General features: G+C 68.3%; 20 protein-coding genes. 9 read left to right on the top strand and 11 right to left on the bottom strand.

Annotation, left to right across the window (positions count from 1 at the left end; translation table 11 throughout):
* The first annotated feature begins 29 nt into the window (after window positions 1-29).
* The 3 genes from ACWEVR_RS12990 to ACWEVR_RS12980 all read left to right on the top strand — a co-directional run bounded on the left by ACWEVR_RS12990 (window position 30) and on the right by ACWEVR_RS12980 (window position 2,242).
* Window positions 30-245: a hypothetical protein gene (locus ACWEVR_RS12990; RefSeq protein ID WP_067636840.1), complete on the top strand. Its 216-nt coding sequence runs from the start codon at window positions 30-32 to the stop codon at window positions 243-245.
* Window positions 242-1,513, top strand: a complete 1,272-nt coding sequence (locus tag ACWEVR_RS12985) for a hypothetical protein (RefSeq protein WP_067636842.1) — start codon at window positions 242-244, stop codon at window positions 1,511-1,513. The genes ACWEVR_RS12990 and ACWEVR_RS12985 overlap by 4 nt, the downstream gene beginning before the upstream one ends.
* A 72-nt stretch (window positions 1,514-1,585) precedes the next feature.
* Entirely contained in the window at window positions 1,586-2,242 is a 657-nt protein-coding gene (locus tag ACWEVR_RS12980; RefSeq protein ID WP_452467109.1) for a hypothetical protein, read from the top strand.
* A 19-nt stretch (window positions 2,243-2,261) separates the two neighbouring features.
* Here ACWEVR_RS12980 and ACWEVR_RS12975 read toward each other — a convergent pair whose 3' ends face one another.
* On the bottom strand, window positions 2,262-3,224 hold the full coding sequence (locus tag ACWEVR_RS12975; protein WP_452467108.1) for a helix-turn-helix transcriptional regulator: 963 nt from the start codon (window positions 3,222-3,224) through the stop codon (window positions 2,262-2,264).
* An 85-nt stretch (window positions 3,225-3,309) separates the two neighbouring features.
* Here ACWEVR_RS12975 and ACWEVR_RS12970 point away from each other — a divergent pair, with 85 nt between their 5' ends.
* Complete coding sequence (locus tag ACWEVR_RS12970) at window positions 3,310-3,834, top strand: DinB family protein (RefSeq protein WP_452467107.1); 525 nt, start codon at window positions 3,310-3,312, stop codon at window positions 3,832-3,834.
* On the opposite strand, the gene ACWEVR_RS12965 is transcribed toward ACWEVR_RS12970, so the two are convergent.
* Window positions 3,818-6,289, bottom strand: a complete 2,472-nt coding sequence (locus tag ACWEVR_RS12965; RefSeq protein ID WP_452467106.1) for a tetratricopeptide repeat protein — start codon at window positions 6,287-6,289, stop codon at window positions 3,818-3,820. The genes ACWEVR_RS12970 and ACWEVR_RS12965 overlap by 17 nt on opposite strands.
* Window positions 6,290-6,465: 176 nt before the next feature.
* On the opposite strand from ACWEVR_RS12965, the gene ACWEVR_RS12960 reads away from it, so the two are divergent.
* A complete protein-coding gene (locus ACWEVR_RS12960) occupies window positions 6,466-6,921 on the top strand; it encodes a carboxymuconolactone decarboxylase family protein (protein WP_067493277.1) in 456 nt (151 codons plus the stop codon).
* A 31-nt stretch (window positions 6,922-6,952) separates the two neighbouring features.
* Window positions 6,953-7,393, top strand: coding sequence for a nitroreductase family deazaflavin-dependent oxidoreductase (locus ACWEVR_RS12955; protein WP_452467105.1), 441 nt, complete (start codon window positions 6,953-6,955; stop codon window positions 7,391-7,393).
* 64 nt (window positions 7,394-7,457) lie between these two features.
* Here ACWEVR_RS12955 and ACWEVR_RS12950 read toward each other — a convergent pair whose 3' ends face one another.
* From ACWEVR_RS12950 to ACWEVR_RS12925, 6 genes are all read right to left on the bottom strand, one after another.
* A complete protein-coding gene (locus ACWEVR_RS12950) occupies window positions 7,458-8,816 on the bottom strand; it encodes a vWA domain-containing protein (protein ID WP_452467104.1) in 1,359 nt (452 codons plus the stop codon).
* Window positions 8,813-9,691 (bottom strand): AAA family ATPase, encoded by an 879-nt coding sequence (locus tag ACWEVR_RS12945; RefSeq protein ID WP_357395490.1) that lies wholly within the window; start codon window positions 9,689-9,691, stop codon window positions 8,813-8,815. The genes ACWEVR_RS12950 and ACWEVR_RS12945 overlap by 4 nt, the downstream gene beginning before the upstream one ends.
* Before the next feature lie 90 nt (window positions 9,692-9,781).
* On the bottom strand, window positions 9,782-11,140 hold the full coding sequence (locus ACWEVR_RS12940; protein WP_452467103.1) for a DUF2252 domain-containing protein: 1,359 nt from the start codon (window positions 11,138-11,140) through the stop codon (window positions 9,782-9,784).
* Between the two features lie 136 nt (window positions 11,141-11,276).
* The gene (gene ilvC, locus ACWEVR_RS12935) at window positions 11,277-12,278 is read right to left on the bottom strand and encodes a ketol-acid reductoisomerase (protein ID WP_357150607.1); all 1,002 of its coding nucleotides are present in this window, start codon (window positions 12,276-12,278) and stop codon (window positions 11,277-11,279) included.
* Between the two features lie 72 nt (window positions 12,279-12,350).
* Window positions 12,351-12,854, bottom strand: coding sequence for an acetolactate synthase small subunit (ilvN, locus tag ACWEVR_RS12930; protein ID WP_067493262.1), 504 nt, complete (start codon window positions 12,852-12,854; stop codon window positions 12,351-12,353).
* Window positions 12,851-14,779: an acetolactate synthase large subunit gene (locus ACWEVR_RS12925; protein ID WP_452467102.1), complete on the bottom strand. Its 1,929-nt coding sequence runs from the start codon at window positions 14,777-14,779 to the stop codon at window positions 12,851-12,853. The genes ilvN and ACWEVR_RS12925 overlap by 4 nt, the downstream gene beginning before the upstream one ends.
* 304 nt (window positions 14,780-15,083) lie before the next feature.
* On the opposite strand from ACWEVR_RS12925, the gene ACWEVR_RS12920 reads away from it, so the two are divergent.
* Window positions 15,084-15,884, top strand: a complete 801-nt coding sequence (locus ACWEVR_RS12920) for a PH domain-containing protein (protein ID WP_452467101.1) — start codon at window positions 15,084-15,086, stop codon at window positions 15,882-15,884.
* Window positions 15,885-16,249: 365 nt separating this feature from the next.
* Window positions 16,250-18,091: a dihydroxy-acid dehydratase gene (gene ilvD, locus ACWEVR_RS12915; RefSeq protein WP_452467100.1), complete on the top strand. Its 1,842-nt coding sequence runs from the start codon at window positions 16,250-16,252 to the stop codon at window positions 18,089-18,091.
* Between the two features lie 80 nt (window positions 18,092-18,171).
* Here the strand turns inward: ilvD and ACWEVR_RS12910 are convergent, their stop codons facing one another.
* Window positions 18,172-19,014, bottom strand: a complete 843-nt coding sequence (locus ACWEVR_RS12910) for a DoxX family protein (RefSeq protein WP_452467099.1) — start codon at window positions 19,012-19,014, stop codon at window positions 18,172-18,174.
* Window positions 19,015-19,104: 90 nt separating this feature from the next.
* Here ACWEVR_RS12910 and ACWEVR_RS12905 point away from each other — a divergent pair, with 90 nt between their 5' ends.
* Complete coding sequence (locus tag ACWEVR_RS12905; protein ID WP_452467098.1) at window positions 19,105-20,226, top strand: PQQ-dependent sugar dehydrogenase; 1,122 nt, start codon at window positions 19,105-19,107, stop codon at window positions 20,224-20,226.
* Window positions 20,227-20,298: 72 nt separating this feature from the next.
* On the opposite strand, the gene gatB is transcribed toward ACWEVR_RS12905, so the two are convergent.
* Window positions 20,299-21,804 carry an Asp-tRNA(Asn)/Glu-tRNA(Gln) amidotransferase subunit GatB gene (gene gatB, locus ACWEVR_RS12900; RefSeq protein WP_452467097.1) on the bottom strand — a complete coding sequence of 502 codons (1,506 nt, stop codon included), beginning with the start codon at window positions 21,802-21,804 and terminating at the stop codon, window positions 20,299-20,301.
* 44 nt (window positions 21,805-21,848) lie between these two features.
* Window positions 21,849-23,228, bottom strand: coding sequence for an alpha/beta hydrolase family protein (locus ACWEVR_RS12895; RefSeq protein WP_452467096.1), 1,380 nt, complete (start codon window positions 23,226-23,228; stop codon window positions 21,849-21,851).
* Window positions 23,229-23,282: the final 54 nt, after the last annotated feature.

Below are 23,282 nucleotides of genomic sequence, written 5' to 3'. Positions count from 1 at the left end.
GTGCTAGGACTGTGTATTGGGGAGCTCGTATGACCATCCGTCGTGGGGATGATGAGGGTGGGTCGGCTGGGTTGCCTGCGCTGCAGCGGTTGCCGGTGCGCGAGGCCAGGGATTTGTTCGAGCTGGTGAGGGCGGCGGGGGCGTTCGAGGCGGCGACTATGGACAGGTCGATCGACTCGTTGGTGGGGGCGTTGCCTCGGCCGTTGCGGCGGGTGGCCAAGAAGATCATGTTCGGTGGGCGATGACGGATCTGACTACACGGGCGCAGTTGATTCTGTTGGCGCGGACGTTGCATGTGCATCCGCAGCGGGTGCATCATCTGCGGTATCTGGGGGCCGCACGGTTGCACGAGTTGCAGGCGCAGGTGTCGGCGGTGTTGTTCGATCAGCACGCGACGACGTTTCGGCGGATCAGTGCGCTGGTGCCGTATATTCCGCTGACTATTTCGATTCCGTTGGTGCAGAAGCTGGTTCCGCCGATGATGACCGGGCGGGCGGCGGGGGCTGTGGGGGTCGAGCATCCGCAGAAGGCTGTGGAGACGTTGGCGATGCTCGATACGAGTTACGCGGCGGATTGCGCACCGTATCTGGATCCTCGGGCGATCGCGCAGTTGGCTGATCAGGCGCCCGCGCGGCCGGTGGTGCGGATCGTCAACGAGTTGTTGCGGCGGCGCGATTATGTGACGGCGGGGCCGTTCCTGTCCTGTGCGACACCGGAATTGATCGCGGCGGTCGAGGCCGGTGTGGGTGACGATGCGGGGCTGATCTACTCGGCGGCGTATTCGTTCGATGCCGAAGTGCTGAGTGCTGTTGTGCGCCAGCTGCTCGACGGACCGCACCACCGGATCCCGCGCATGCTGCAGACGGTGCTCAACGGGCCGCCGGGGTTGCAACATGCGGCGCTGTCGGTGTTTTCGCGTTGCGAGGACGACGTGGTGCGCCGAGTGGGCGACGTGCTGTTCGGTAATGCCCAGCCTGCCGACGTCACCAAACTGGTGCGGAACGCGCTGACCGTCGGTGCCATACCCGAATTCCTCACACTGGTAGGGCATCTGACACCGCTGGGGTTGTGGTCGCTGGTCGGCAACCGGGTGTTCGACGAGCCGGGTGTCGGTGCGCGGGTGGTGTCGACGCTGGAACATCGTGACGATGTCGAGAGCTGGCGCGGGTTGTTCACCCTGGCCTCGCGCATGGATGAGCGGGCCAGGAACGAGGTCGGCGATACGCTGGCGTCACTGTCGGACACAGCGGTCGCGGAGCTGCCCGCGCGGGCGACCGAAACCGGTTGCTGGCCCGCACTACTCGATCTCGTCGCCGCGTCGGGACCCGAGGCACAGAATCGTTTCGGGAAGGTGTGGGGCGGGCTGGGGCCGGAGCGGCGCGCGCGGCTGCACCGGTGCATCACCGAGCATCGGTACGACAGCAGGCTGGCCGAGATCACGGCGATGGTGGAGCCGGTGGAAGTGGATCAGTTGTTCTTCGAACGTCGGCGGACGCAGCGTCATCGGGGGTGACCCCGAGGCGTGGCACGACAGTTGGCCGGGTATGGGTCACAGTGGTTGCAACCGAATCTTGGAGGACCCCTGATGCATCCCGACCTGGCACAACGACCGCCGAGCGGGGGAACAGCGATCATCGCCGGGGTCTCGGCGCTGGTCGGCGGCCTCATCGAGTTGATCTCCGCGGTCGTGTGGATGGCGACTTCGGACTACCCGCTGTTCGCGTGGGGGTTCGCGCCCGCGTGGGCTTCCTTTGTCTCCGCGGTGCTGATGGTGGTCGATGTCATCGCCGCTGTGCTGCTGCTGATCGGCGCGATCATGCTGTTGCGGCGCGGCAGACCAGGGCCGACGATAGTGGCGCTTGGCTGTGCGGGAGTCGTCGGCGCCTACGTGGTCGGCGTGATTTCGAATGTCGCGCAGTTCGGCCGATTCGACCCCGGCAGCAAGATCTTCCTCGAGTTGACGTTCGGGCAGTCGGCGGTGAGATCCCTGCTCGGATCGTACGTCGATCTGCCGTGGTTCCTGCCGATCCTGCTGCTCGTATTCCCCGCGGTCACATTCCTGCTCGCGCTCCTGCCGTCGACCCGACGGTGGTGCGGAGCAGGCAATCACCGGCCGACCTGGGCGCCGAACGCGCAGGGCAGGCCGTACCAGCACCCGAACGTCCCCGGACACCCTGCGGCACAGGCACAGTGGGGCAACCCGCCGATGCAGCGTCCGCAGGACGGGTACCGCCCTCGATAGCGAACAGACCGGCAATCGCTCAGGGGTGAGTCGCGCGAACGAATCGCGACCCCCAATCCTTCACGGTCTCGACGAGTTCCGGGGGTTCGAGGATGGTGAAGTCGGCTTCCACCCGGCCCAAGAGGAAAGCGGGCCAGTCGAGGGAGTCGACGGACTGTTCGATCAGCGTGCGGTCGTCGGGCAGTGGGGTGATGCGACACCACCGGCCGACGCGCGAGTGCACGTACTCAGGGGTGGCGTCCACCTCGATGACAACGGTGTAACCCGTTCTGGCGCCGCCTATTCCGTTGCGCACGAAGGTGACGGCGTCCGCGGCGGGGAGTTCGCGGGGACGGAAGCGCACGCCGGTGGCGTGGGAGTCGGCCAAACGATCGACGCGGAACGAGCGCCAATCGTGGCGGGCGAGGTCGTAGGCGACGAGGTACCAGCGGCGGCCGAGGGAGACCAGGCGGTGGGGTTCGACTTCACGGAGGCTGGTTCGGCCGTCGGCGGCGGTGTAGGTGAAGGTGAGGCGTTCCTCGCGGCGGCAGGTGAGGGCCAGGTCGGTGAGGACCGAGGGGTCGACGTCGGAGAGCGGGACGGCGTGCCAGCCCGCGGAGACGGTCATGGCGCGCAGGGCGTCGACGCGGCGGCGCAGGCGGGCGGGTAGGACGGTGCCGAGTTTGCCGAGGGCGCGCACGGAGGGTTCGGCGAGGCCGTCACCCGCACCCTGGGAACCGGCCTGCAGGCAGACGGTGATGGCGACGGCCTCGTCGTCGTCGAGCATCAGCGGGGGCAGGGCCGCGCCCGCGGCGAGTTGATAGCCGCCGTCGATGCCGGGGCGGGCGTCGACAGGGTAGCCCAGGTCGCGCAGGCGGTCGATGTCGCGGCGCAGGGTGCGCGGTGAAACACCGAGACGCTCGGACAATTCCGTGCCCGGCCAGTAGCGGTGGGTCTGCAGCAACGACAGCAGGCGGAGGGTGCGTGCACTCGTGTCGGCCATGTTTTCCAGTATCGCGCTATTGCGGACAGAAACTGGCCGCAATAGGGCTTACCTTGGGTTTCACACCCTACGAAAGGACCTGCCCATGACCGCCATCCTGCTCGACGCCGAACGCACCGACCTCCTCGAGATGCTGGCCAAGCACCGCTACTTCCTGCGCAACACCACGCGCGACCTCACCGACGAACAGGCCGCGCTGCGCACGACCGTCAGCGAGCTGTGCCTGGGCGGGCTCATCAAGCATGTGGCCGCGGTGGAGGACAACTGGGCGAAGTTCATCGTCGACGGACCCGCGGCGGGCCCGGACTTCGACTCGATGACCGAGGAGCAGATGGCGGAATGGAGCAACGCCTTCCGCATGCTGCCCGGCGAGACCCTCGATGGATTGCTCGCCGAATACGACCGGGTCGCGGCCCGCACCGACGAACTGGTGCGCACCCTGCCCGACCTGAACGCCACCCAGCCGCTGCCCGAGGCGCCCTGGTTCGAACCCGGCGGCCGGTGGAGCGCGCGACGCACCTTCATGCACATCATGACCGAGACCGCGCAGCACTCCGGCCACGCCGACATCATCCGGGAAGCCCTGGACGGGGCTAAGTCGATGGGCTGAGTTCGCTCAGCAGATCCTCGGCTGCCGCGCGATGGTGTTGCGCGGCAGCCGGATCGGTGTCGTCGAGGACGTCGGCGATGCCGAGATCGGCCCTGGCCTGCTCGAATCGGTAGCCGAGTCGCGGTGCGAGGTCGAGTGTTTCGTTGTACAGCCGCAGTGCTTCGTCGGAGAGCCCTGCCAGGTGGCATGTTTCGGCGTATCCGTTGAGGAAGTGGATCTTCCAGTGCGGTTCGAAGAGGTCGTCGAGCAAGGCGAAGGCTTCCCGATGACTGTCGAGGGCTTCGTCGTAGCGGCCCATCTCCCGCAGTGCGACACCGCGGCAGTTCAGGCACCACGCCTCGTTGTGCTTGTGCCCGTCGGCACGGGCCGAGGCCAGCGCGCTGTCCAGGTGTTCCAGAGCGGCATCGGGTTCGTCGGCGGCGATGGCGATGCCGAGGGTGATCTGGGCCTGCAACGAGGGCGGCCGGCCCGGCTCGTCGGTCGAGATGGCGAGGGCGCGCCTGGCCAGGTCTGCCGCCTCGTCGCGTTTCCCGAGTTGCAGCATCGCCCAGGCCTCGCCGGCGAGCGCGTCGGCGGCGCTCAGCGGACAGCCGCTGCGCGCGTACAGGTCGTGAGCCTGGCGGAACAGTTCGAGCGGTTCGGCGACATCGCCCTCGTCCCAACGTAATTGAGCGCAGCGCATAGTGAGTTCGGCGCGGGGCAGCGGATCACCGGCCGCGGCGACCAGCGGGGCAGCGGCGGCGTAGGCGGCGGCCGCCTCGGCCATGCGGCCTGCGTTGTAGCGGGCGAAGCCGAGGTCGCTGTGGGCTTCGGCGAGCTGCCGTGGATCGCCGAGTTGCTGTGCGGCGCTGAGTGATTGCTCGAACAGCGCGTTGAGGTGAGTGGTGCCGCAGCGGCGGGCGAAGAAGGTGCGCAGGAAGCGCGGCAGTTCGCAGACGTGCTCGTTGGCGCCGATCTCCACGGCGGCGTAGAACACCGCCATCAGGTTGGTGTACTCGCTGACGAACCAGAAGAAGGCGACATCGCGATTCGGGAACTGCGGCAACGACTTCGGCGCGGTTCCGGCCGAGACCGGACGCGTCGGCGTCAGGAACGGCATGGCGGTATCGGCAGCGGCCGCGGTGTGCACGTAGTAGTCGAGGATGCGGCGCAACGCCTGTTCGCGGTCGGCGTCGGTGTCGTGTTCGGCACTGGCCTGACGAGCATGCCTGCGGACCAGGTCGTGCAGCCGGTAGCGACCCTCGGCGGGTTGTTCCACGAGGTGGGCGTCGAGCAGGTCCTCGAGCATGTCGCGTGCGGCGCGCAGCGGCACATCGGCCACCGCAGCGGCGACGTAGTCGGTGAAGGTGGAGCCGGGCACCAGGCCGAGCAACCGGAACAGGCGACGCTGGTCGCGATTGAGCTGACGCACCGACATCCCGAACGCGGTGTCGAATTCCGTTGCGCCTTCGGCCATTCGCTCGACCAAGATGCCCACCGACCAGCCGGGCCGATGCCGCAGCCGGGCCGCCGCGAGCCGCAGGGCCAGGGGCAGATTGCCGCACAGCCGCAACACCTCCGCCGCCTGCTCGGGTTCCCTGGCCAGCCTGCCGTCGGGACCCCGTGAATCGCCGCTGGCGCGGGCGAGCAGCTCGGCGCTCTCCTCGGCGGAGAGCACGTCGAGGGTCACCGGCGGCACCTCGTCGAGTTCGAGCAGACGGTTGCGGCTGGTGATGATGGCGACCGATTCGCCTGCGCCCGGGAGCAATTGGCTCACCTGAGCGGCGTCCACGGCATTGTCGAGCACGATCACCGCGCGCAATCCGGCCAGTTCCGAACGCCAGCACGCCGCGCGCAGTTCGACTCCGCCGTCCTGCGGGACCTTTTCCGACGGTACGCGCAGCGCCGAGAGCAAGGCGCGTACGGCGGCGTCGGGGTCGAGGGGCTGACGGCCGTCGGTGAAGCCGTGCAGATCGAGATACAGCTGGGCATCAGGGTATTCGGCGGTCAGCTGGTGTGCGGCGTGTACCGCCAGCGACGACTTGCCGACACCGGCCATGCCGTCGATGGCCACCACCCGGTTCGTTCGCACGGCGGCGAGCACCTCGGCCAGAGCCTCTTCGCGACCGGTGAAGTCGGGGACGTCGCGGGGCAGGTCGTTGCGCGGAGGGACGGCTTCGGCGGGCAGGTTGGGTGGGGCCACCTGGCGGCTCGTCTTGGGCGGAGCGGGCAGCGGGTTGTTGGCGCGCTCCCACAGCGGGCGCAGCGGGCGCGGGTCGCGCTTCACCAGACGGCACAGTTCCAGCACGGCAGGCCACGGCGGCACCGTCTGCCCGTTGAGATAGCGCGACAGCGACGACGAACTCAGCCCCGTGTCGCGCGCCAGCGCCCGGACTCCGCGCCCGGACAGCTCCTGGAGCATGCGCAGCCGCGCCGCCAGCTCGTCCTGCGGGTACGCCCGCTGTTGCACCACCACTGTTCCGCACTCCGTGTCCCGGTATGAAACGACTATTTTCCCGCCGACAATCCGGAGGTCAGAGCCGTTTTCCACTGTCCCAGAGTGTCCCACAGACCTCGTTTCGGAGCACGCGTCGGGCTGTTATAGGGACACACCGCGAGCAGCGGAGAACGAGCGAAACCGAGGAGAACATCATGCAGTCCCGTATGCAGAACCCCGCGATGATCCTGACCGGCGCGATGGGCCCCATCCAGGAGATCTTCGGTGCCATCAAGACCGGCGGCGTGGAAGGCGAGATCCTGGAGCTGGTGCACCTGCGGGTCAGCCAGATCAACGGATGCAGCTCCTGCGTCGACGCGGGCACCAAGACCGCACGCAAAGCCGGCGTCAGCGAGGAGCGCCTGGCCACCGTCGTCGCCTGGCGAGAAACGCCCTACTTCAGCGACGAGGAACGTGCCGCGCTGGAACTGGCCGAGGCCGCCACCCGGATGGCCGACCGGGCCGATGCCGTCACCGACGAGGTCTGGGACCACGCGGCCAGCTACTTCGACGAGCGCCAGCTCGCCGCCATCGTGCTGATGATCGGCATCACCAACATGTTCAACCGGCTCAACGCCACCACCCGCCAGATCGCCGGCGCCTGGGGCTGATCCCCTCCCACCACCCGAAAGGACCTTTGCGATGAGCACGCAGCAGCAGACCCACACCGACTTCTCCCGCTGGATGCAGCACAAGATGAACGCCAGGATGAACCGCAAGATCCGCCGCGGCAACGGCAGCTTCATGGGCATGGACGTGCTCATCCTGCACACCGTCGGCCGCCGCAGCGGTGAGCCGCGCCAGACACCGATCTCCTGGTTCTCCGACGGTGGCGACGGCTGGCTGCTGGTGGCCTCCGGCGGCAAGAACGGCGACCCCGACTGGTTCCGCAACCTGATGGCCCACCCCGAACAGACCACCATCGAATTGCCCGGCGACCAGCCGGTTCCGGTCACCCCGCACGTGCTCACCGACGCCGAACGGGCGAGTGCCTGGGACGTGATCACCACCGCCCAGCCCCGCTACGGCAAGTACCAGGCCAAGGCAGGCCGCGAGTACGCGGTCGTCCGTCTCACCGCCTGACGATGCGTGGGGAAGCCCACCGGCCCATCGAGCAGCTCCGAACCGAGCGATGGGCCGGGCAGTATCAGGCGGGCAGGAGTCTGCCGATCACCTCGGTGAGTTGGCGGACGTTGCGGCACTCGTGCATGGTGACGATGTCGGTGTAGGTGTCGGCGGCGGAATCACCGGTCGACCATGAGCTCGACGGTTCCGGGTTGAGCCAGTACACCGCTTTCGCACGCTCGGACATCACTTCCAGCGCAGCGAGATTCGGGTCGGTGCGGTTGGTGCGGGCGTCACCGAGGATCAGCACGCAGGTGCGTGGGCCGAGGGCGTCCAGATAGTGGTCGACGAAACCCTGGAAGGCCTCGCCGTAGTTGCTCGACCCGAAACGCGCCACCCCGCCCTCACGCACAATGCTCTGCGCGAAGCCGGGCGGTGGGGGTTCACCCGGTGTGAAGAAGTGCGTTATCTCGGCGCACGTGTCGACGAAACCGAAACTGCGGACCTTGCTGAACTGGTCCTGCAGCGCCTGCACCAATTGCAGGGTGAACTCGGAGAATCCGGTCACCGACCCCGAAACATCCGCCAGCACAACCAGATCGGGACGACCGTGTCTGCGGGCGCGCAGCACCGGGTCGACGGGCACGCCACCGGTCGCCATCGAACGGCGCAGGGTGCGGCGCAGATCGATCTGACCGCGCACCGCCTTCTTACGGCGCACCGCCAAACGGGTCGCGAGTTTGCGCGCCAGCGGATGCACCAACCGGCGCATCTCGGCCAGGTCCTGCTCGCGGGCGCCGAGGAAATCCGTTCGGTCCGCGGAGTTCTCGACACCACGGCGGGCGATGTAATCGGTGCCGCGCAGTTCGGCCGAGCGCAGCCGGGCCTCGTTCTGCACCGCCGTCCGGAACTGGTCGACGCGTCGACGCGCTTCGATGGTGTGCACGGCGGCATCGAATTGCCCGGTACCACCCATGGTTTGGGCGACCTGTTCGGAGATCTCGTCGGGGCGAAGCGATTTCATCGTCAGATACGACGACCAGCCCGCACCCGATGCCTGCGTGACCCGGCCCGCGCTCTCCCCTGCCCCGCCGTAGGCGCCGAAAGTGTCGAGCGCCTCCCTGGCCAGTTCGGCCGTGTCGGCGCCCTGGACGAGGGTCGCGATCAGGCGGTCGCGCAGGGATTCCGGGTCGTCACTCGGGCTCGGCACCGGCAGTTGTGTGCCGAGGAAATACAGGTCGAAGAGCTGGTCGAAGACCGAACGCTGACCGTTACGGCGCAGCAGGCAGGCGGCTAGACCGGAGCGCAGGCGGTCGGTGTCGTCCATGCCCAGGGCGACGATCGCCGACGCGGCATCGATGGTTTCGCTGGGACCGGCGAAGATGCCGTGCCCACGCAGGAGACCGACGAAGTCCACCAGGCGATCGGTGGGCGCGGTCATGGCCGGGGGCTCTCCCCGTCGAGTGCCAGACGTTCGACGGCGACCCGATGGTCGGACTGGTACTTCAGGAGCACACCGAGGGTCGACCGCACCACCGACGAGGTGATCTCGCGGGTACGCAAGGCCACCAAGGTCTTCGCCCAGTCGACTGTCTCGGCGATCGACGGTGCTTTGCGCAACGGCAGTTGACGCAATGCGGCCACCGTGCGAACCACGGGCTCGGCCAACGTCTCGTCCAGTTCCGGGACCTTCAAGCGGACGATCGAACGCTCCAGTTCGGCGGTCGGATAATCGATGTGCAGGTACAGGCAGCGCCGCTTCAGGGCCTCGGACAGGTCGCGGTTGGCGTTCGACGTCAGCACGACGAACGGCCGGCGCACGGCCTTGACCGTGCCCAGTTCGGGGATCGAGATCTGGAAATCACCGAGCACCTCGAGCAGCAGCCCCTCCAGCTCCACATCGGCCTTGTCGAGTTCGTCGATGAGCAGGACGGTGGGGTCCGGATTGCGGATGGCCGCCAGGAGCGGCCGAGCCAGCAGGAACTCCTCGGAGAACACATGATCGCGAGTGCTGTCCCACCCCTCACCCGAGGTGGCGGTGATGCGCAACAACTGCTTGGCGTGATTCCACTCGTACAGCGCGCGAGCCTCGTCGATGCCCTCGTAGCACTGCAGCCGCAGCAGATCCGCGCCCGCCGCCGCGGCGACAGCCTTGGCCAGCTCGGTCTTGCCGACACCGGCTGGACCCTCGATCAGCAGGGGCTTGCCGAGGTGATCGGCGAGGAAGACAGCCGTCGCGATGTCGAGGGACGGCAGGTAACCGGCCGCTGCCAGCCGGTCGGTCACCTGATCCACCGAGGGAAAGAAGTTACTCATCAGTAATGAGTATATCGAGAGGGTTCCCGACGGCTGCGGTGGCGGCTCGAGGAACTGATGCGGTCGCCGGGTGTCGATCAGCCTGAGGCGTCAGTACGGGTGTGCGGCGGCCGGTACCCGGCCGGAATCGATCGCGGCGAGCAGGGCGTCGCGGTCTACGACGGTCTGGTCGGCGTAGGCGAGGGCGAACTCGCTCATCGCGCTGTCGAACTTGTCGCTGTCGCCCAGGTAGGAGTTGATCGCGAGGCGGTCACCGGAGCGGGCGTGGGCGCGGGCGAGTACGCCGCCGCACAGGCCCGCGTATCCGGTGAGCTCGTGGTGGCTGAGGGCGCCGATGTCGACCGAGCCCTTCATGTCCTTGAGCTGACGCCAGTAGAAGTAATTACCCGCCGGGCCCGTCGCCCAGCCGAGGAAGATGTCGCTGGCAGCCTGCATCAGGCGCTGGCCCGCCACCACGCGGTGCCCCTGATGGTGGTACTTGCTCGGCTTCGTGTGCGCCGCGAGAACCGAGGATTCTGCCTGCTTGACCTGCAGGAACAGCGGGGCACCCGATTCGGAGTCCATGAACAGCACGATGAAACAGCGGGTGCCGACGCTGCCGACGCCCACCACCTTCATCGCCATGTCCACGACGGTGTAGCGGTCGAACAGAATGCGCAGCTCGTCGGGCAGGCTGCGGCGGTAGTCGCTGAGGACCGCCTTGATGTCCTTCTCCGTGAGGGCCTCGATCGGCACCAGCAGCGGCGGCTGGTTCTTGATCCGGGGAACACCGTCGGCATCGGGTTCGGTGAGTTTCTCCAGCGCGTCGAGGCTGGTGCGCGTCCGCGCCGATTCGATCGTCTTCTCCGCGAGCTTGCGCCGCTTCTCCTTCGGGATCGTCGCCGTCACGACGTCGGCGTCGACGCGCTCGTACCAGATGGCGAGCGAATCGAGCTCGGACATCGCGGCCATCGCCTCCCGGTAACCGCGCGCGGCGGCCTCGGCCGCTCGTCCGGCCCGCTGGTCGGAACAACCGTTGTCGCGGGCGGCGACGGCGACGCTGGCGGCCAGGCGCTTCACGTCCCATTCGAACGGGCCGGGCAGGGTCTCGTCGAAGTCGTTGACGTCGAAGACGAGGTTGCGTTCCGGGGAGGCGTACAGCCCGAAATTCGACAGATGCGCGTCACCACAGAGCTGCACGGTCAGCCCGGTGTCGGGCCCACTCGCCAGATCGGCCGCCATGATCGCGGGCGCCCCACGCAGAAAGGTGAACGGCGAGATGGCCATTCGCGCATACCGGATGGGCAGCAACTCCCGCACCCGCGACTCCCCCTGCCGCTCCAGAACGGCGACAGGATCCTCCCGCTTCGGCCCCGCCCGCCACTCCCCCAACCCCGAACGCGAAACCATCTTCCGCGCGGCACGCCCCAACTCCACCGCATCACGATCGAATTCCTCGACGGTTGTCATCGGGCAAGTCTTCCGCTACACGGCCCGAACGGCAAGAACCCGCCCGTCGACGCGGCCGATCGAACCGCCGCAAACACCATGCAAACCGAAAAGGGCCCGTCCGCATTTCGGCGGACGGGCCCTTCGCGAAAACGAGTTACGCGGTTTCGGTGATGGGGCGGTCGACCCAGCTCATCAGGCCGCGCAGCTTGGCGCCGGTGACCTCGATGGGGTGTTCGGCGTTGGCCTTGCGCAGGCCCTCGAGCTCGGTGTTGCCGTTCTCGACGTTGGCGACCAGGCGCTTGACGAAGGTGCCGTCCTGGATGTCGGACAGGATCGCCTTCATGCGCTCCTTGGTGCCCGCGTCGATGACGCGCGGGCCCGACAGGTAGCCACCGAACTCGGCGGTGTCGGACACCGAGTAGTTCATGCGGGCGATGCCGCCCTCGTACATGAGGTCGACGATCAGCTTCAGCTCGTGCAGCACCTCGAAGTAGGCCATCTCGGGGGCGTAACCCGCCTCGACCATGACCTCGAAACCGGTCTTGACCAGTTCCTCGGTGCCACCGCAGAGCACGGCCTGCTCACCGAACAGGTCGGTCTCGGTCTCTTCCTTGAAGGTGGTCTTGATGACGCCGGCGCGGGTGCCGCCGATGCCCTTGGCGTAGGACAGCGCCAGGGCCTGGCCCTCGCCGGTCGGGTCCTGGTCGACGGCGATCAGGGCCGGAACGCCCTTGCCGTCGGCGAACTGACGACGCACCAGGTGGCCGGGGCCCTTCGGGGCGACCATGGCGACGGTGACGCCGGCCGGGGGCTTGATCAGACCGAAGTGGATGTTGAGGCCGTGGCCGAAGAACAGCGCGTCGCCGTCCTTCAGGTTGGGCTCGATGTCGTTGGTGAAGATCGACGCCTGGGCGGTGTCGGGCGCCAGGACCATGATCACGTCGGCCCAGGCCGAAACCTCGGCGGGGGTGCCGACGGTGAGGCCGGCCTCTTCGGCCTTCGGGCGCGACTTCGAACCCTCGGCCAGGCCGACGCGCACGTCGACACCGGAGTCGCGCAGGCTCAGCGAGTGCGCGTGACCCTGGCTGCCGTAGCCGATCACGGCGACCTTGCGGCCCTGGATGATCGACAGGTCAGCGTCGTCGTCGTAGAACATCTCGACTGCCACTTGATTGGTCCCTTCTGATGATGGTTAAGAAAAGTTATCGCGGAGGTCGCTGAGGTCGGCTCAGCGGGTCGCGGTGATGGACTTGGGACCGCGGCCGACGGCCACGACACCGGACTGCACGATCTCGCGGATCCCGTACGGCTCGACCATGCGCAGCAGCGCGTCGAGCTTGGAACGGGTACCGGTCGCCTCGATGGTGAGCGCGTCGGGCGACACGTCGATCACCTTGGCGCGGAACAACTGCACGGCCTCGATCACCTGCGTGCGCACCGAGGCGTCGGCGCGCACCTTCACCAGGATCAGCTCGCGGGCCACCGACGCGTCGGCGTCCTGCTCCACGATCTTGATGACGTTGACCAGCTTGTTGAGCTGCTTGGTGACCTGCTCGAGCGGCAGATCGTCGACGGTGACGACGATCGTCATGCGCGAGATCTCGGGAATCTCGGTGCCACCGACGGCAAGAGACTCGATGTTGAAGCCGCGGCGCGAGAACAGGCTCGCGACACGCGCCAGCACGCCCGGCTTGTCCTCGACGAGAACGCTCAGCGTGTGGGTGGTGCTCATGCTTCGGTGCCCTTCTCGAATGCGCCCTGCTCACGTTCCATCGCCTCGTGGATGACGGCGGGTTCGGAGACCTGCTCGTCGTCGTCGAACAGCGGGCGGATACCGCGGGCGAACATGATCTCGTCGTTGCTGGTGCCCGCGGCGACCATCGGCCACACCTGGGCGTCCTTGCCGACGATGAAGTCGATCACGACCGGGCGGTCGGTGATGGCCTGCGCCTGGCGGATGGCGTCCTCGACCTCGTCTTCCTTCTCCACGCGGATGCCGACGCAACCCAGCGCCTCGGCCAGCTTGACGAAGTCGGGGATACGCAGGGTGTGCGTGCCGAGATCGGTGTTGGAGTAGCGCTGTTCGTAGAACAGGGTCTGCCACTGGCGGACCATGCCGAGGTTGCCGTTGTTGATGAGCGCGACCTTGATCGGCACACCCTCCACCGCGCAGGTGGCCAGTTCCTGGTTGGTCATCTGGAAGCAGCCGTCACCGTCGACCGCCCAGACCTCCTTCTCCGGAGCACCCATCTTGGCGCCCATGGCGGCGGGCACCGCGTAACCCATGGTGCCCAGGCCACCGGAGTTGAGCCAGGTGCGCGGCTTCTCGTACTTGACGAACTGCGCGGCCCACATCTGGTGCTGGCCGACACCGGCGCAGTACACCGCGTCGGGCCCGGCCAGGCGGCCGAGGGTCTCGATGACGTACTCCGGCGACAGCGAACCGTCGCTCGGGGTCTTCCAGCCCAGCGGGTAGTTGTCGCGGATGTCGCTGAGGTAGGCCCACCACTCGGTGAGGTTCAGCAACGGCGCCGCACCGGACTGCGGGTCGGCCTTGAGGGTCTCGATGAGCTCGATGATGACCTCGCGCGCGTCACCGACGATCGGGACGTCGGCGTGGCGGTTCTTGCCGATCTCGGCCGGGTCGATGTCGGCGTGGATGACCTTCGCGTCGGGCGCGAAGGAGTCCAGCTGACCGGTCACGCGGTCGTCGAAGCGGGCGCCGAGGGTGATCAGCAGGTCCGACTTCTGCAGGGCGGCAACAGCACCGACCGTGCCGTGCATGCCGGGCATGCCCATGTTCAGCGTGTGGCTGTCGGGGAACGCGCCACGCGCCATCAGGGTGGTGACCACCGGGATGCCGGTCAGTTCGGCGAGTTCGAGCAGTTCGGCCGAGGCGTCGGACTTGATGACACCGCCGCCCACATACAGCACGGGCTGCTTGGACTCGAGGATCATCCGGGCCGCTTCGCGCACCTGCTTGCCGTGCGGCTTGGTGACCGGACGGTAGCCGGGCAGACGCATCTCCGGCGGCCACGAGAACGTGGTCTGGGCCTGCAGGGCGTCCTTGGTGATGTCGACGAGCACCGCGCCCGGACGGCCGGAGGAGGCCAGGTAGAACGCCTCGGCCAGGATGCGCGGGATGTCGGCGGGATCCTTCACCAGGAAGTTGTGCTTGGTGATCGGCATGGTGATGCCTGAGATGTCGGCTTCCTGGAAGGCGTCGGTGCCGACCAGGCTCGACGGCACCTGGCCGGTGATCGCCACGATCGGGACCGAGTCCATCTGGGCGTCGGCCAGCGGCGTCACCAGGTTGGTCGCGCCGGGGCCGGATGTGGCCATACACACACCGACCTTGCCGGAGGCCTGCGCGTAACCGGTCGCCGCGTGACCGGCGCCCTGCTCGTGGCGCACCAGCACGTGGCGGACCTTCTTGGAGTCGAAGAGCGGGTCGTAGACGGGAAGGACCGCACCGCCCGGAATGCCGAATACGGTGTCGACCTCGAGCTCTTCGAGGGACCGGACCACCGACTGCGCGCCGGTGACGCGCTCGGGCGCGACCTGGCGACGGGCGGGGGTGGTCGCCGGGTTAGCGGCTCCCGTTGAAGGCGCTGACCTGCGGGCCGATGGCCCGGGTCGTGCGGTAGGTGCACTCACCGTCTTCGTTCCTAACTGTGTTGTTCTGACTCCGGACTGGCGCGGAATTCGCCGGAACACAAAAAAGCCCCCGATCAGCGCATGGCTGTTCGAGGGTGGCGCGTCGCAACGCGAGCTGACGTATTCGACTCAGGCAGTCAGGCTCAACGCTGGACGCGCCGGCCGAGTACGAGCTCGCTTCGATTCACGGCTACGACGTTATGCGTGTGTGAACCGATGAGTCAAACAGGCTACCTTTCGTGTCCCATTATGTGGGACGCGAGTGGTTGCGTGGGTCCGTATACCGAGATGCGAGGATGGTGGGGTGTCATCACCGCATCAGTCCGTGCCACCGGCTAAATCGTCCCACACCGCCGACGAGACGACCGCGACGGGTCGGCCCGCGCGACCCGGTGGCCTGCGCGCCGCCGGTCCCGGCAGGCTCGCGGCCATCGCCGCGGTGGTACTGGCGTACCTGATCTTCGTCGTCGTCGGCACCGCGCAGGACTGGTCGCTGGGGCTGCGGATCGGGCTCGTCGTGCCGACCGCCGTGGTCGTCTGGTTGCTGATCCCGCGCAAGGCGAGCACCCCGACACCCGGTGTGCATGTGATCGGCGTACCCCGGCTGGCCTACATCGGCGTGCTGGTGCTGGCGTTCTGCGTGTTCTTCGCGTTCGTCGGCTGGCCGATCGCGCTGTGGTGGCTGCTGCTGGCGCCGGTGATCGCGGTGTGGTGGGTGATGCGCACGCACACAACGGTTTCCGATGCGGGGCTCGACCTCTCCACGATGGTCTCCTCGAAGCACCTCGACTGGGCACAGGTCAAGGGCATCAGCATCCCCAAGCGTGGGTACATCCGGGCCAGGCTCGCCGACGACTCCGAGGTGAAGCTGCCTGCCGTCGGATACGACCGGTTGCGTGAGCTGATCGAGGCATCCGACGGCCGGTTGCCGGATGTCTTCGCGGCGGCCGAAGCTGCCGAAGCCGAGCGTCTCGCCGCTGAGCGCGCGCAGGCCGGCGCGTCGACCGACACCGATGCCGACGCGCCGGAGACGCCCACCGGCGAGACCGATGCCGCGCCCGAAACGCACTCCGCCGAGAACGGGGAGCCCGGCACCACACGGTGACCACCTCGCGCCTACGCGGACGCCGTGACCCGGGCCCCGCGGAACCCGGCACATCAGCGCCGAGAGCTACGCGGTCCGATCGCACTGTGGGAATCCACAGGATGCCGCACAGAGTTGCACGGTAAGCTGACGGCACCGGGCACCCTCGCGCCGACGGCACCACCGCGGCGACACCCTCCGGAGCGACACTCCCGCCTCGAGCCCGGTTCCCCACCCCTGCACCGACGACCGGCGCGACGCGACCACCGCCCGCCGGAGTAACGTGCAGGGTTGCCGGACGCACCGCGCCCGCGCTCTGTGCCGCGCAGGTCAGCCCCCTGCGCGCTCGCCGCGAGCGCACCCAGCGACACTTGACGAGGACTCCCATGCCACCGCTTCGCTCACGCACCACCACCATCGGCCGCAATGCCGCGGGCGCTCGTTCGCTCTGGCGCGCGACCGGCATGACCGACTCCGATTTCGGCAAGCCGATCATCGCGATCGCGAATTCCTACACCCAGTTCGTGCCCGGCCACGTGCACCTGAAGAACATGGGCGACATCGTGGCCGAGGCGGTCCGCGCCGCCGGTGGTGTGCCGCGCGAATTCCACACCATCGCCGTCGACGACGGTATCGCCATGGGCCACGGCGGCATGCTCTACTCGCTGCCCTCCCGCGAGATCATCGCCGACTCGGTGGAGTACATGGCCAACGCGCACACCGCCGACGCGCTGGTGTGTATCTCCAACTGCGACAAGATCACTCCCGGCATGCTCAACGCCGCGATGCGCCTCAACATCCCCGCCGTGTTCGTCTCCGGTGGGCCGATGGAGGCCGGTAAGGCGGTGGTCGTCGACGGTGTGGCGCACGCACCGCTCGACCTGGTGAGCGCGATCTCGGCGAGCGCGAGCCAGGCGGTGTCCGACGAGGGCCTCGACGAGGTCGAACGGTCCGCCTGTCCCACCTGTGGTTCGTGTTCGGGCATGTTCACCGCGAACTCGATGAACTGCCTCACCGAGGCGCTCGGCCTCGCCCTGCCCGGCAACGGTTCCACCCTCGCGACCCACGCCGCGCGCCGCGCGCTGTTCGAGCGGGCGGGCACCGTCATCGTCGATATCGCCAAGCGCTGGTACCAGGACGACGACGCCTCGGTGCTGCCCCGAAACGTCGCCAACGCCAAGGCCTTCCGCAACGCGATGGCCCTGGACGTGGCGATGGGCGGTTCCACCAACACCGTGCTGCACACCCTCGCCGCCGCTCAGGAAGGCGAGATCGACTTCGATCTGCAGACCATCGACGAGATCAGCCGTCGGGTGCCGTGCCTGTCGAAGGTGTCGCCCAACTCCGACTACCACATGGAAGATGTGCACCGCGCCGGTGGCATCCCCGCCATCCTCGGTGAGCTGCGCCGCGGCGGCCTGCTCGAGCTCGACGTCACCACCGTGCACACCGCGAGCTACGAGGAATTCCTCGACACCTGGGACATCCGCTCCGGCAAGGCATCCGAGGAGGCCCTCGAGCTGTTCCACGCCGCCCCCGGCGGGGTGCGCACGGTGGAACCGTTCTCCACCAGCAACCGCTGGTCCTCGCTCGACACCGATGCCGCCGGTGGCTGCATCCGCGACATCGAGCACGCCTACACCGTCGAAGGCGGGCTGTGCGTGCTGCGCGGCAACATCGCTCCCGACGGCGCGATCCTCAAGACCGCGGGCATCGACGAGGAGCTGTTCACCTTCGAGGGCCCGGCCGTGGTGGTCGAGTCGCAGGAGGAGGCGGTGTCGATGATCCTCGGCAAGAAGATCCAGCCCGGCGATGTGGTCGTCGTGCGCTACGAGGGCCCGGCCGGTGGTCCCGGCATGCAGGAGATGCTGCACCCCACCTCGTTCCTCAAGGGCCTCGGCCTGGGCAAGGTGTGCGCGCTCATCACCGACGGCCGCTTCTCCGGCGGCACCTCGGGCCTGTCGATCGGTCACGTCTCCCCCGAGGCCGCCTCCGGCGGTGTCATCGGCCTGATCGAGAACGGCGACCGCATCCGCATCGACGTCCACACCCGTGCCCTGGAGGTGCTGGTGTCCGACGAGGTGCTCGCCGAACGCCGCGCGAAAATGGAAGCCTCGGAGCGCCCGTGGCAGCCGGTGAACCGCGACCGCACGGTCACCACCGCCCTGCGCGCGTACGCGGCCCTGGCCACATCGGCCGACAAGGGCGCGGTCCGCAAGCTGCCGTAAGCCGAAAAGAGATGGCGGCCCCCGGAAATCCGAGGGCCGCCATTTCCCATTTGCCATGGGCGACAACTGATCGGGTCAGCTCAGAAGGGGCCGATGCCTTTCAAGGGGTTGCCTCCGTGGAGGAACCAGTAGGTGCCGATGGCGGCGGCGATCGCCAACAGGACCACCACGAAGGAGCCGTACGCGGGGCGGGTGGCCCAGCCGCGGGTGCGGTCGAGGGACCAGCGGCCCGGGCCGGTGAGGATGATCGCCAGCGCGGCACCGGCGAGGATGGTGTCGATCTCCACGCCGGACTTGGTCGCCGCGTTGTACTGGAAGCCCGGGATCATGCCCTGCTTCCACATCCAGGCGTTGGAGATTGTCGCGAGGATGGCACCCGCGGCGAGCGGGGTGGCCAGGCCGAGGACCAGCAGCACACCGCCGCCGAGTTCACCGGCGATCACCAGGGCGGTGGCCAGCGACGGGTGGTCCCAGCCGCCACCGGCCATCATGTCCTTGGTTCCGTCGATGCCGGGCCCGTGGAACCAGCCGGTCAGCTTCTGCAGACCGTGGTAGATGAAGGTGCCGCCGACCACCAGGCGCAGCACGAACAGGCCGAAGTCGAGGGTGCCGCGCCGGGCCTCGCGGTTGCGGCGCTGCAGGCGGACCGATTCCGCCGACGCTGCCGTCGCGGGCGGGATCGTCGCGTAGCCGTAGTCGTCGCGGTCGGCACCGGTCTCGGCGCTGCTCGCGGTGGGGACCTCGTCGCCGGGATCCAGGCCGAGGTCCTCGTCGGTGCGCGGCACGTCCTTGGGGTCGGGCTTGCGCATCTGCGTGGTCGGCGAATCGAAGGGGCTGGTCACCGGCCGACCCGCTGCGGAGGCGGCCTCTCCGGCCCGCGCCGTCCCGTCATCGGGGGAAGTGTCGTTCGACTTGTCGGTCACGGTCTCACCTTAGGACGTGGGATCGCGGTGCGCCGCCCTTCGCCGCATCAGGCGTGTCAGCCCCGCTCGACTGCCGGTAACGTCTGCACCATGAGTTCGGTATTCGCGGGCCGCGTGGCAGTCGGATTGGCGCTCGGCACGATTCTGGTCGCCGGGTGTGCCCGTTTCGACGAGTCGGCGTCGAGCCCGTTCACCACCGAGCCGTCGATCGGCGGTGCCAACGCGGAACCGAAGCCGCCGCAGGACTCGCCCTCGCAGGCGCCGCGCCCGACCGGGCCGTGTATCGATCCCGATCCCAATGTCATCGGCACCTGCCTCGATTCGGCCGCCGGGCTGATCGCGGTGGGTGACGGCGCGCTGGTCGCCGAGCGGCGCACCGGTCGCATCCTGTCGGTGACCCCGGTCGACGCGAGCACTCCGCAGCCGCCGCCGGAGGAGGTCGCGGTGCTGCCCGTCGACGGGTCGGGCGACGGTGGCATCTCCGATATCACCTTGTCCCCGACCTTTTCCGAGGACGGGCTGATGTACGCCTACATCACCACCGGCAGCGACAACCGGGTGGTCCGCCTGTCCCGCGACGGCGCGCCGAAGGAGATTCTCACCGGAATCCCCAAGGGCGCCACCGGGAATCGCGGCGCGCTGGAATGGGCGACACCGAACCAGCTGCTGGTCCTCACCGGCGACGCGGGCAATCCCGGCGCCGCGGCCGATCCCGGCTCGCTCGGGGGAAAACTGTTGCGGCTGGATTCACCGTCGTCGGGGGCGAACACTCCGCAGGTGCTCGCCTCGGGCATCGGCACCGCCGGAGACCTGTGCCGTGACGGCAAGGACGGCATGTGGGTCACCGACCGCACCGCCGCCGAGGACCGACTGCAGCATCTCGGCACCGACGGCACCCTCACCGTGTCGTGGACCTGGCCCGACCGCCCCGGCGTCGGCGGGTGCGCGGCGACCACCGACGGTGTGGCCGTCGCCCTCACCGAAGGAAAGGCGCTCGCCGCCGTCACCGCCGACATGACCACCTTCGCGGTCACCACGGCGCCCACCCTGATCGCCCAGGACAAGTACGGCAAGCTGCTCGGCGCCACGGGTGGTGCCGACGGCGCCGTGTGGGTGAGCACGGTCAACAAAACCGACGGCGCCCCAGGCGAATTCGACGACCGCGTCGTGCGCATCCCATCGCCCCAGGGCGGCGCGGGCGGCCCCGACTAGAGCTCCGGCGGTCGAAAGCCGGCCCAACTGTTCTCCCCCGACCGGGCGAGAACAGTTGGGCTGCTTCGTTTCTCAGCTACAGGCCGCGATAACCAGGTCGCGGACGCGCGCGGCGTCGGCCTGGCCACGGGTGGCCTTCATGACGTCGCCGACGATCTTGCCCGCCGCCTGGACCTTGCCCGAGCGGATCTTGTCGGCGATATCGGGGTTGGCGGCGAGGGCCTTTTCGACCTCGGCCTGCAGGGCGGTGTCGTCGCTGACCATGCCGAGACCCTTGGCCTCGACGATCTGGGCGGGTTCGCCCTCGCCGGCCAGCACGAAGTCGACGACCTGCTTGGCGACCTTGTTGTTCACCGTCTTCGCCTCGACCAGGGCGATGACCGCCGCCACCTGCGCGGGGGTGATCGGCAGATCGACCAGGGCGACCTCGCGTTCCTTGGCCTTCTCGGTGAGGTAGGCGACCCACCAGGAGCGGGCCTCGTTGGCGGGGGCACCCGCCTCGACGGTGGCGATGATGAGGTCGAGGGCACCCGCGTTCACCAGGTCGCGCATCACCTCGTCGGACAGGCCCCAATCGGCCTGGATGCGCGCGCGAACGAGCCACGGGTACTCGGGGATGGTGGCGCGCAGCTCCTCGATCCACTCGGCGGCCGGGGCGACGGGCTCGAGGTCGGGTTCGGGGAAGTAGCGATAGTCCTCGGCCGTCTCCTTGCGCCGACCCGCCGACGTGGACCCGTCGGCCTCGTTGAAGTGGCGGGTCTCCTGCACGATCTCCCCGCCCGCGGTGAGCACGGCGGCCTGGCGGCGCATCTCGTAGCGCACCGCGACCTCGACGCTCTTGAGCGAGTTCACGTTCTTGGTCTCGGTGCGGGTACCGAACTCCTTCGCGCCGATCGCCATCAGCGACACGTTGGCGTCGCAACGCAGCGAGCCCTGCTCCATCTTCACGTCCGAGACGTTGAGCGCGCGCAGCACCTCGCGCAGCGCGGTGACATAGGCGCGGGCCACCTCGGGCGCGCGTTCGCCCGCGCCGGTGATCGGCTTGGTGACGATCTCGATCAGCGGCACACCCGCCCGGTTGAAGTCGAGCAGCGAGTGGCTCGCGCCGTGGATGCGGCCGGTGGCACCGCCCACGTGCAGCGACTTGCCGGTGTCTTCTTCCATGTGGGCGCGCTCGATGTCGACGCGGAAGGTGCTGCCGTCGTCGAGCACCACGTCGAGGAAGCCGTCGGTGGCGATGGGCTCGTCGTACTGGCTGATCTGGTAGTTCTTCGGCTGGTCCGGGTAGAAGTAGTTCTTGCGCGCGAACCTGCCCCACGGGGTGATGGAACAGTTCAGCGCCAGGCCGATGCGGATGGCCGACTCGACGGCCTTCTCGTTCACGACCGGCAGCGAGCCGGGCAGCCCGAGGCACACCGGGCACACCTGGGTATTGGGTTCGGCGCCGAACTCGGTGGGGCAGCCGCAGAACATCTTGGTCGCCGTGGACAACTCGACGTGGACCTCCATGCCGAGCACCGGCTCGTACCGGGAGATGACATCGGCGTAATCCATCAACTCGACCGTGGGTGCGCTCATGCCTAGCAGTCTATGTAAGCCGCTCACGGCGGCGGCCGGTGGTCCTAGCGCGGCGGGACACGGCGGCTGAGCCAGTCGGTGACATAGGTGAGAACGGCCGGATCGATGGTGGTCTCGATGCTCGAGTATTCGCTGGGGTTACCGGTTTCGGTGGGCTGCATCAGGTGGTTGAGGCCGGGGAAGGTGTGCACCGTCGGGTCGGGCGCGCCCGCCAGCGCCTCGCGCATGGGGCCCTCGCTCTGGGTGGCGGGAACCTGCAAGTCCTTGCCCCCGAAGAAGGCGAGCACCGGCACGCGCAGCGCGCGCAGCGACGGTTGCGGGTCGAAGGTCATGAAGGACGTCATGTAGGGGGTGTTGAACGAATCGACCGCTTCCTTCGGTGCGCGCTCGTTCTCGGGTAAGGAATCGTTGTGCTGCTGTGAGTACGCCCGGGCGCCCTCGAGGTCACCGGCGCGCAGCATCGCGGTCCATGTCGTGAGGTAGTCGACCTGCTGATCGATCTTGTCCGGTGGCGCACCCGAGGCGGCCATGATGACCTTGTTCTGTTCGATCAGCACGTCGGCACCCGGCACCGATGGGCCGGCCATCAGGATCGCGAACGCGATATCGCTTCCTGGTCTTGCCGCGACCAGCGGTGCGAGGTAGCCGCCCTCGCTGTGGCCGAACAGGCCGACCTTCGCGTCGTCGATCTCGGGCCGCTCGCGCAGGAACGCCACACCGGCCGCGGCGTCGCCGGCGAGGGTGTCGTAGGTGGCGTCGTCGAGCTTGCCGCCGGTTCCGCCGACGCCGCGGTCGTCGGTGCGCAGCACGGCGTAGCCCGCGCGGGTGAGGGTGTCGGCGAGCACCAGGAACGGGCGGTGCCCGAGCAGTTCCTCGTTGCGGTCCTGCGGGCCGCTGCCGGTGATCATCAGCACCGCCGGGAACGGGCCTGGCCCTTCGGGTTCGGTGAGCGTGCCCGCGATGGTGATGTCGCCGCTGCGATAGGTGACGTCCTCGCTGCGGTAAGGGAACGGCGGCTTCGGGTCCTGCGGACGGGCGACGTTCTCGATCTTGCCGCGCCGCAGCGTGAGTGGCGCCGACTGGCCCGATTGCGACCAGTCACCGGTGATCTGCTCCCCCTCGAGCTTGCCGCGGAACCGCGGGGCACCCGGCGCGTCGGGGAGCGCGAACTCGACCTTGTCCGGCTCGGCGACAACGTCTTTCAGCGGCGCCTCACGCAGACCCTGGATGGGGATGTCGAGGGTGGCCGAACCGTCTTCGGCGAAACTCACCCCGATCGGAATCGGCTGCCCCGGCACCTCGATCGCGCCGTTCCAGTTGCCGTGCACGGTGGTCTCCCCGGAATCCGGTGTGGACCCGGAGCATCCGCCGACCAGGGCGGTGAGGACTGCAAGAACCGAAACGAACACTCGACCGGTGCGCATGGAACCACGGTACCGACGCCCACCGACAAGTCCACGCAACGCCTCGCCAGGCAG

The sequence above is a fragment of the Nocardia sp. NPDC003979 genome (assembly GCF_053605015.1).
This window is presented reverse-complemented; position numbering and strand designations above follow the sequence as displayed.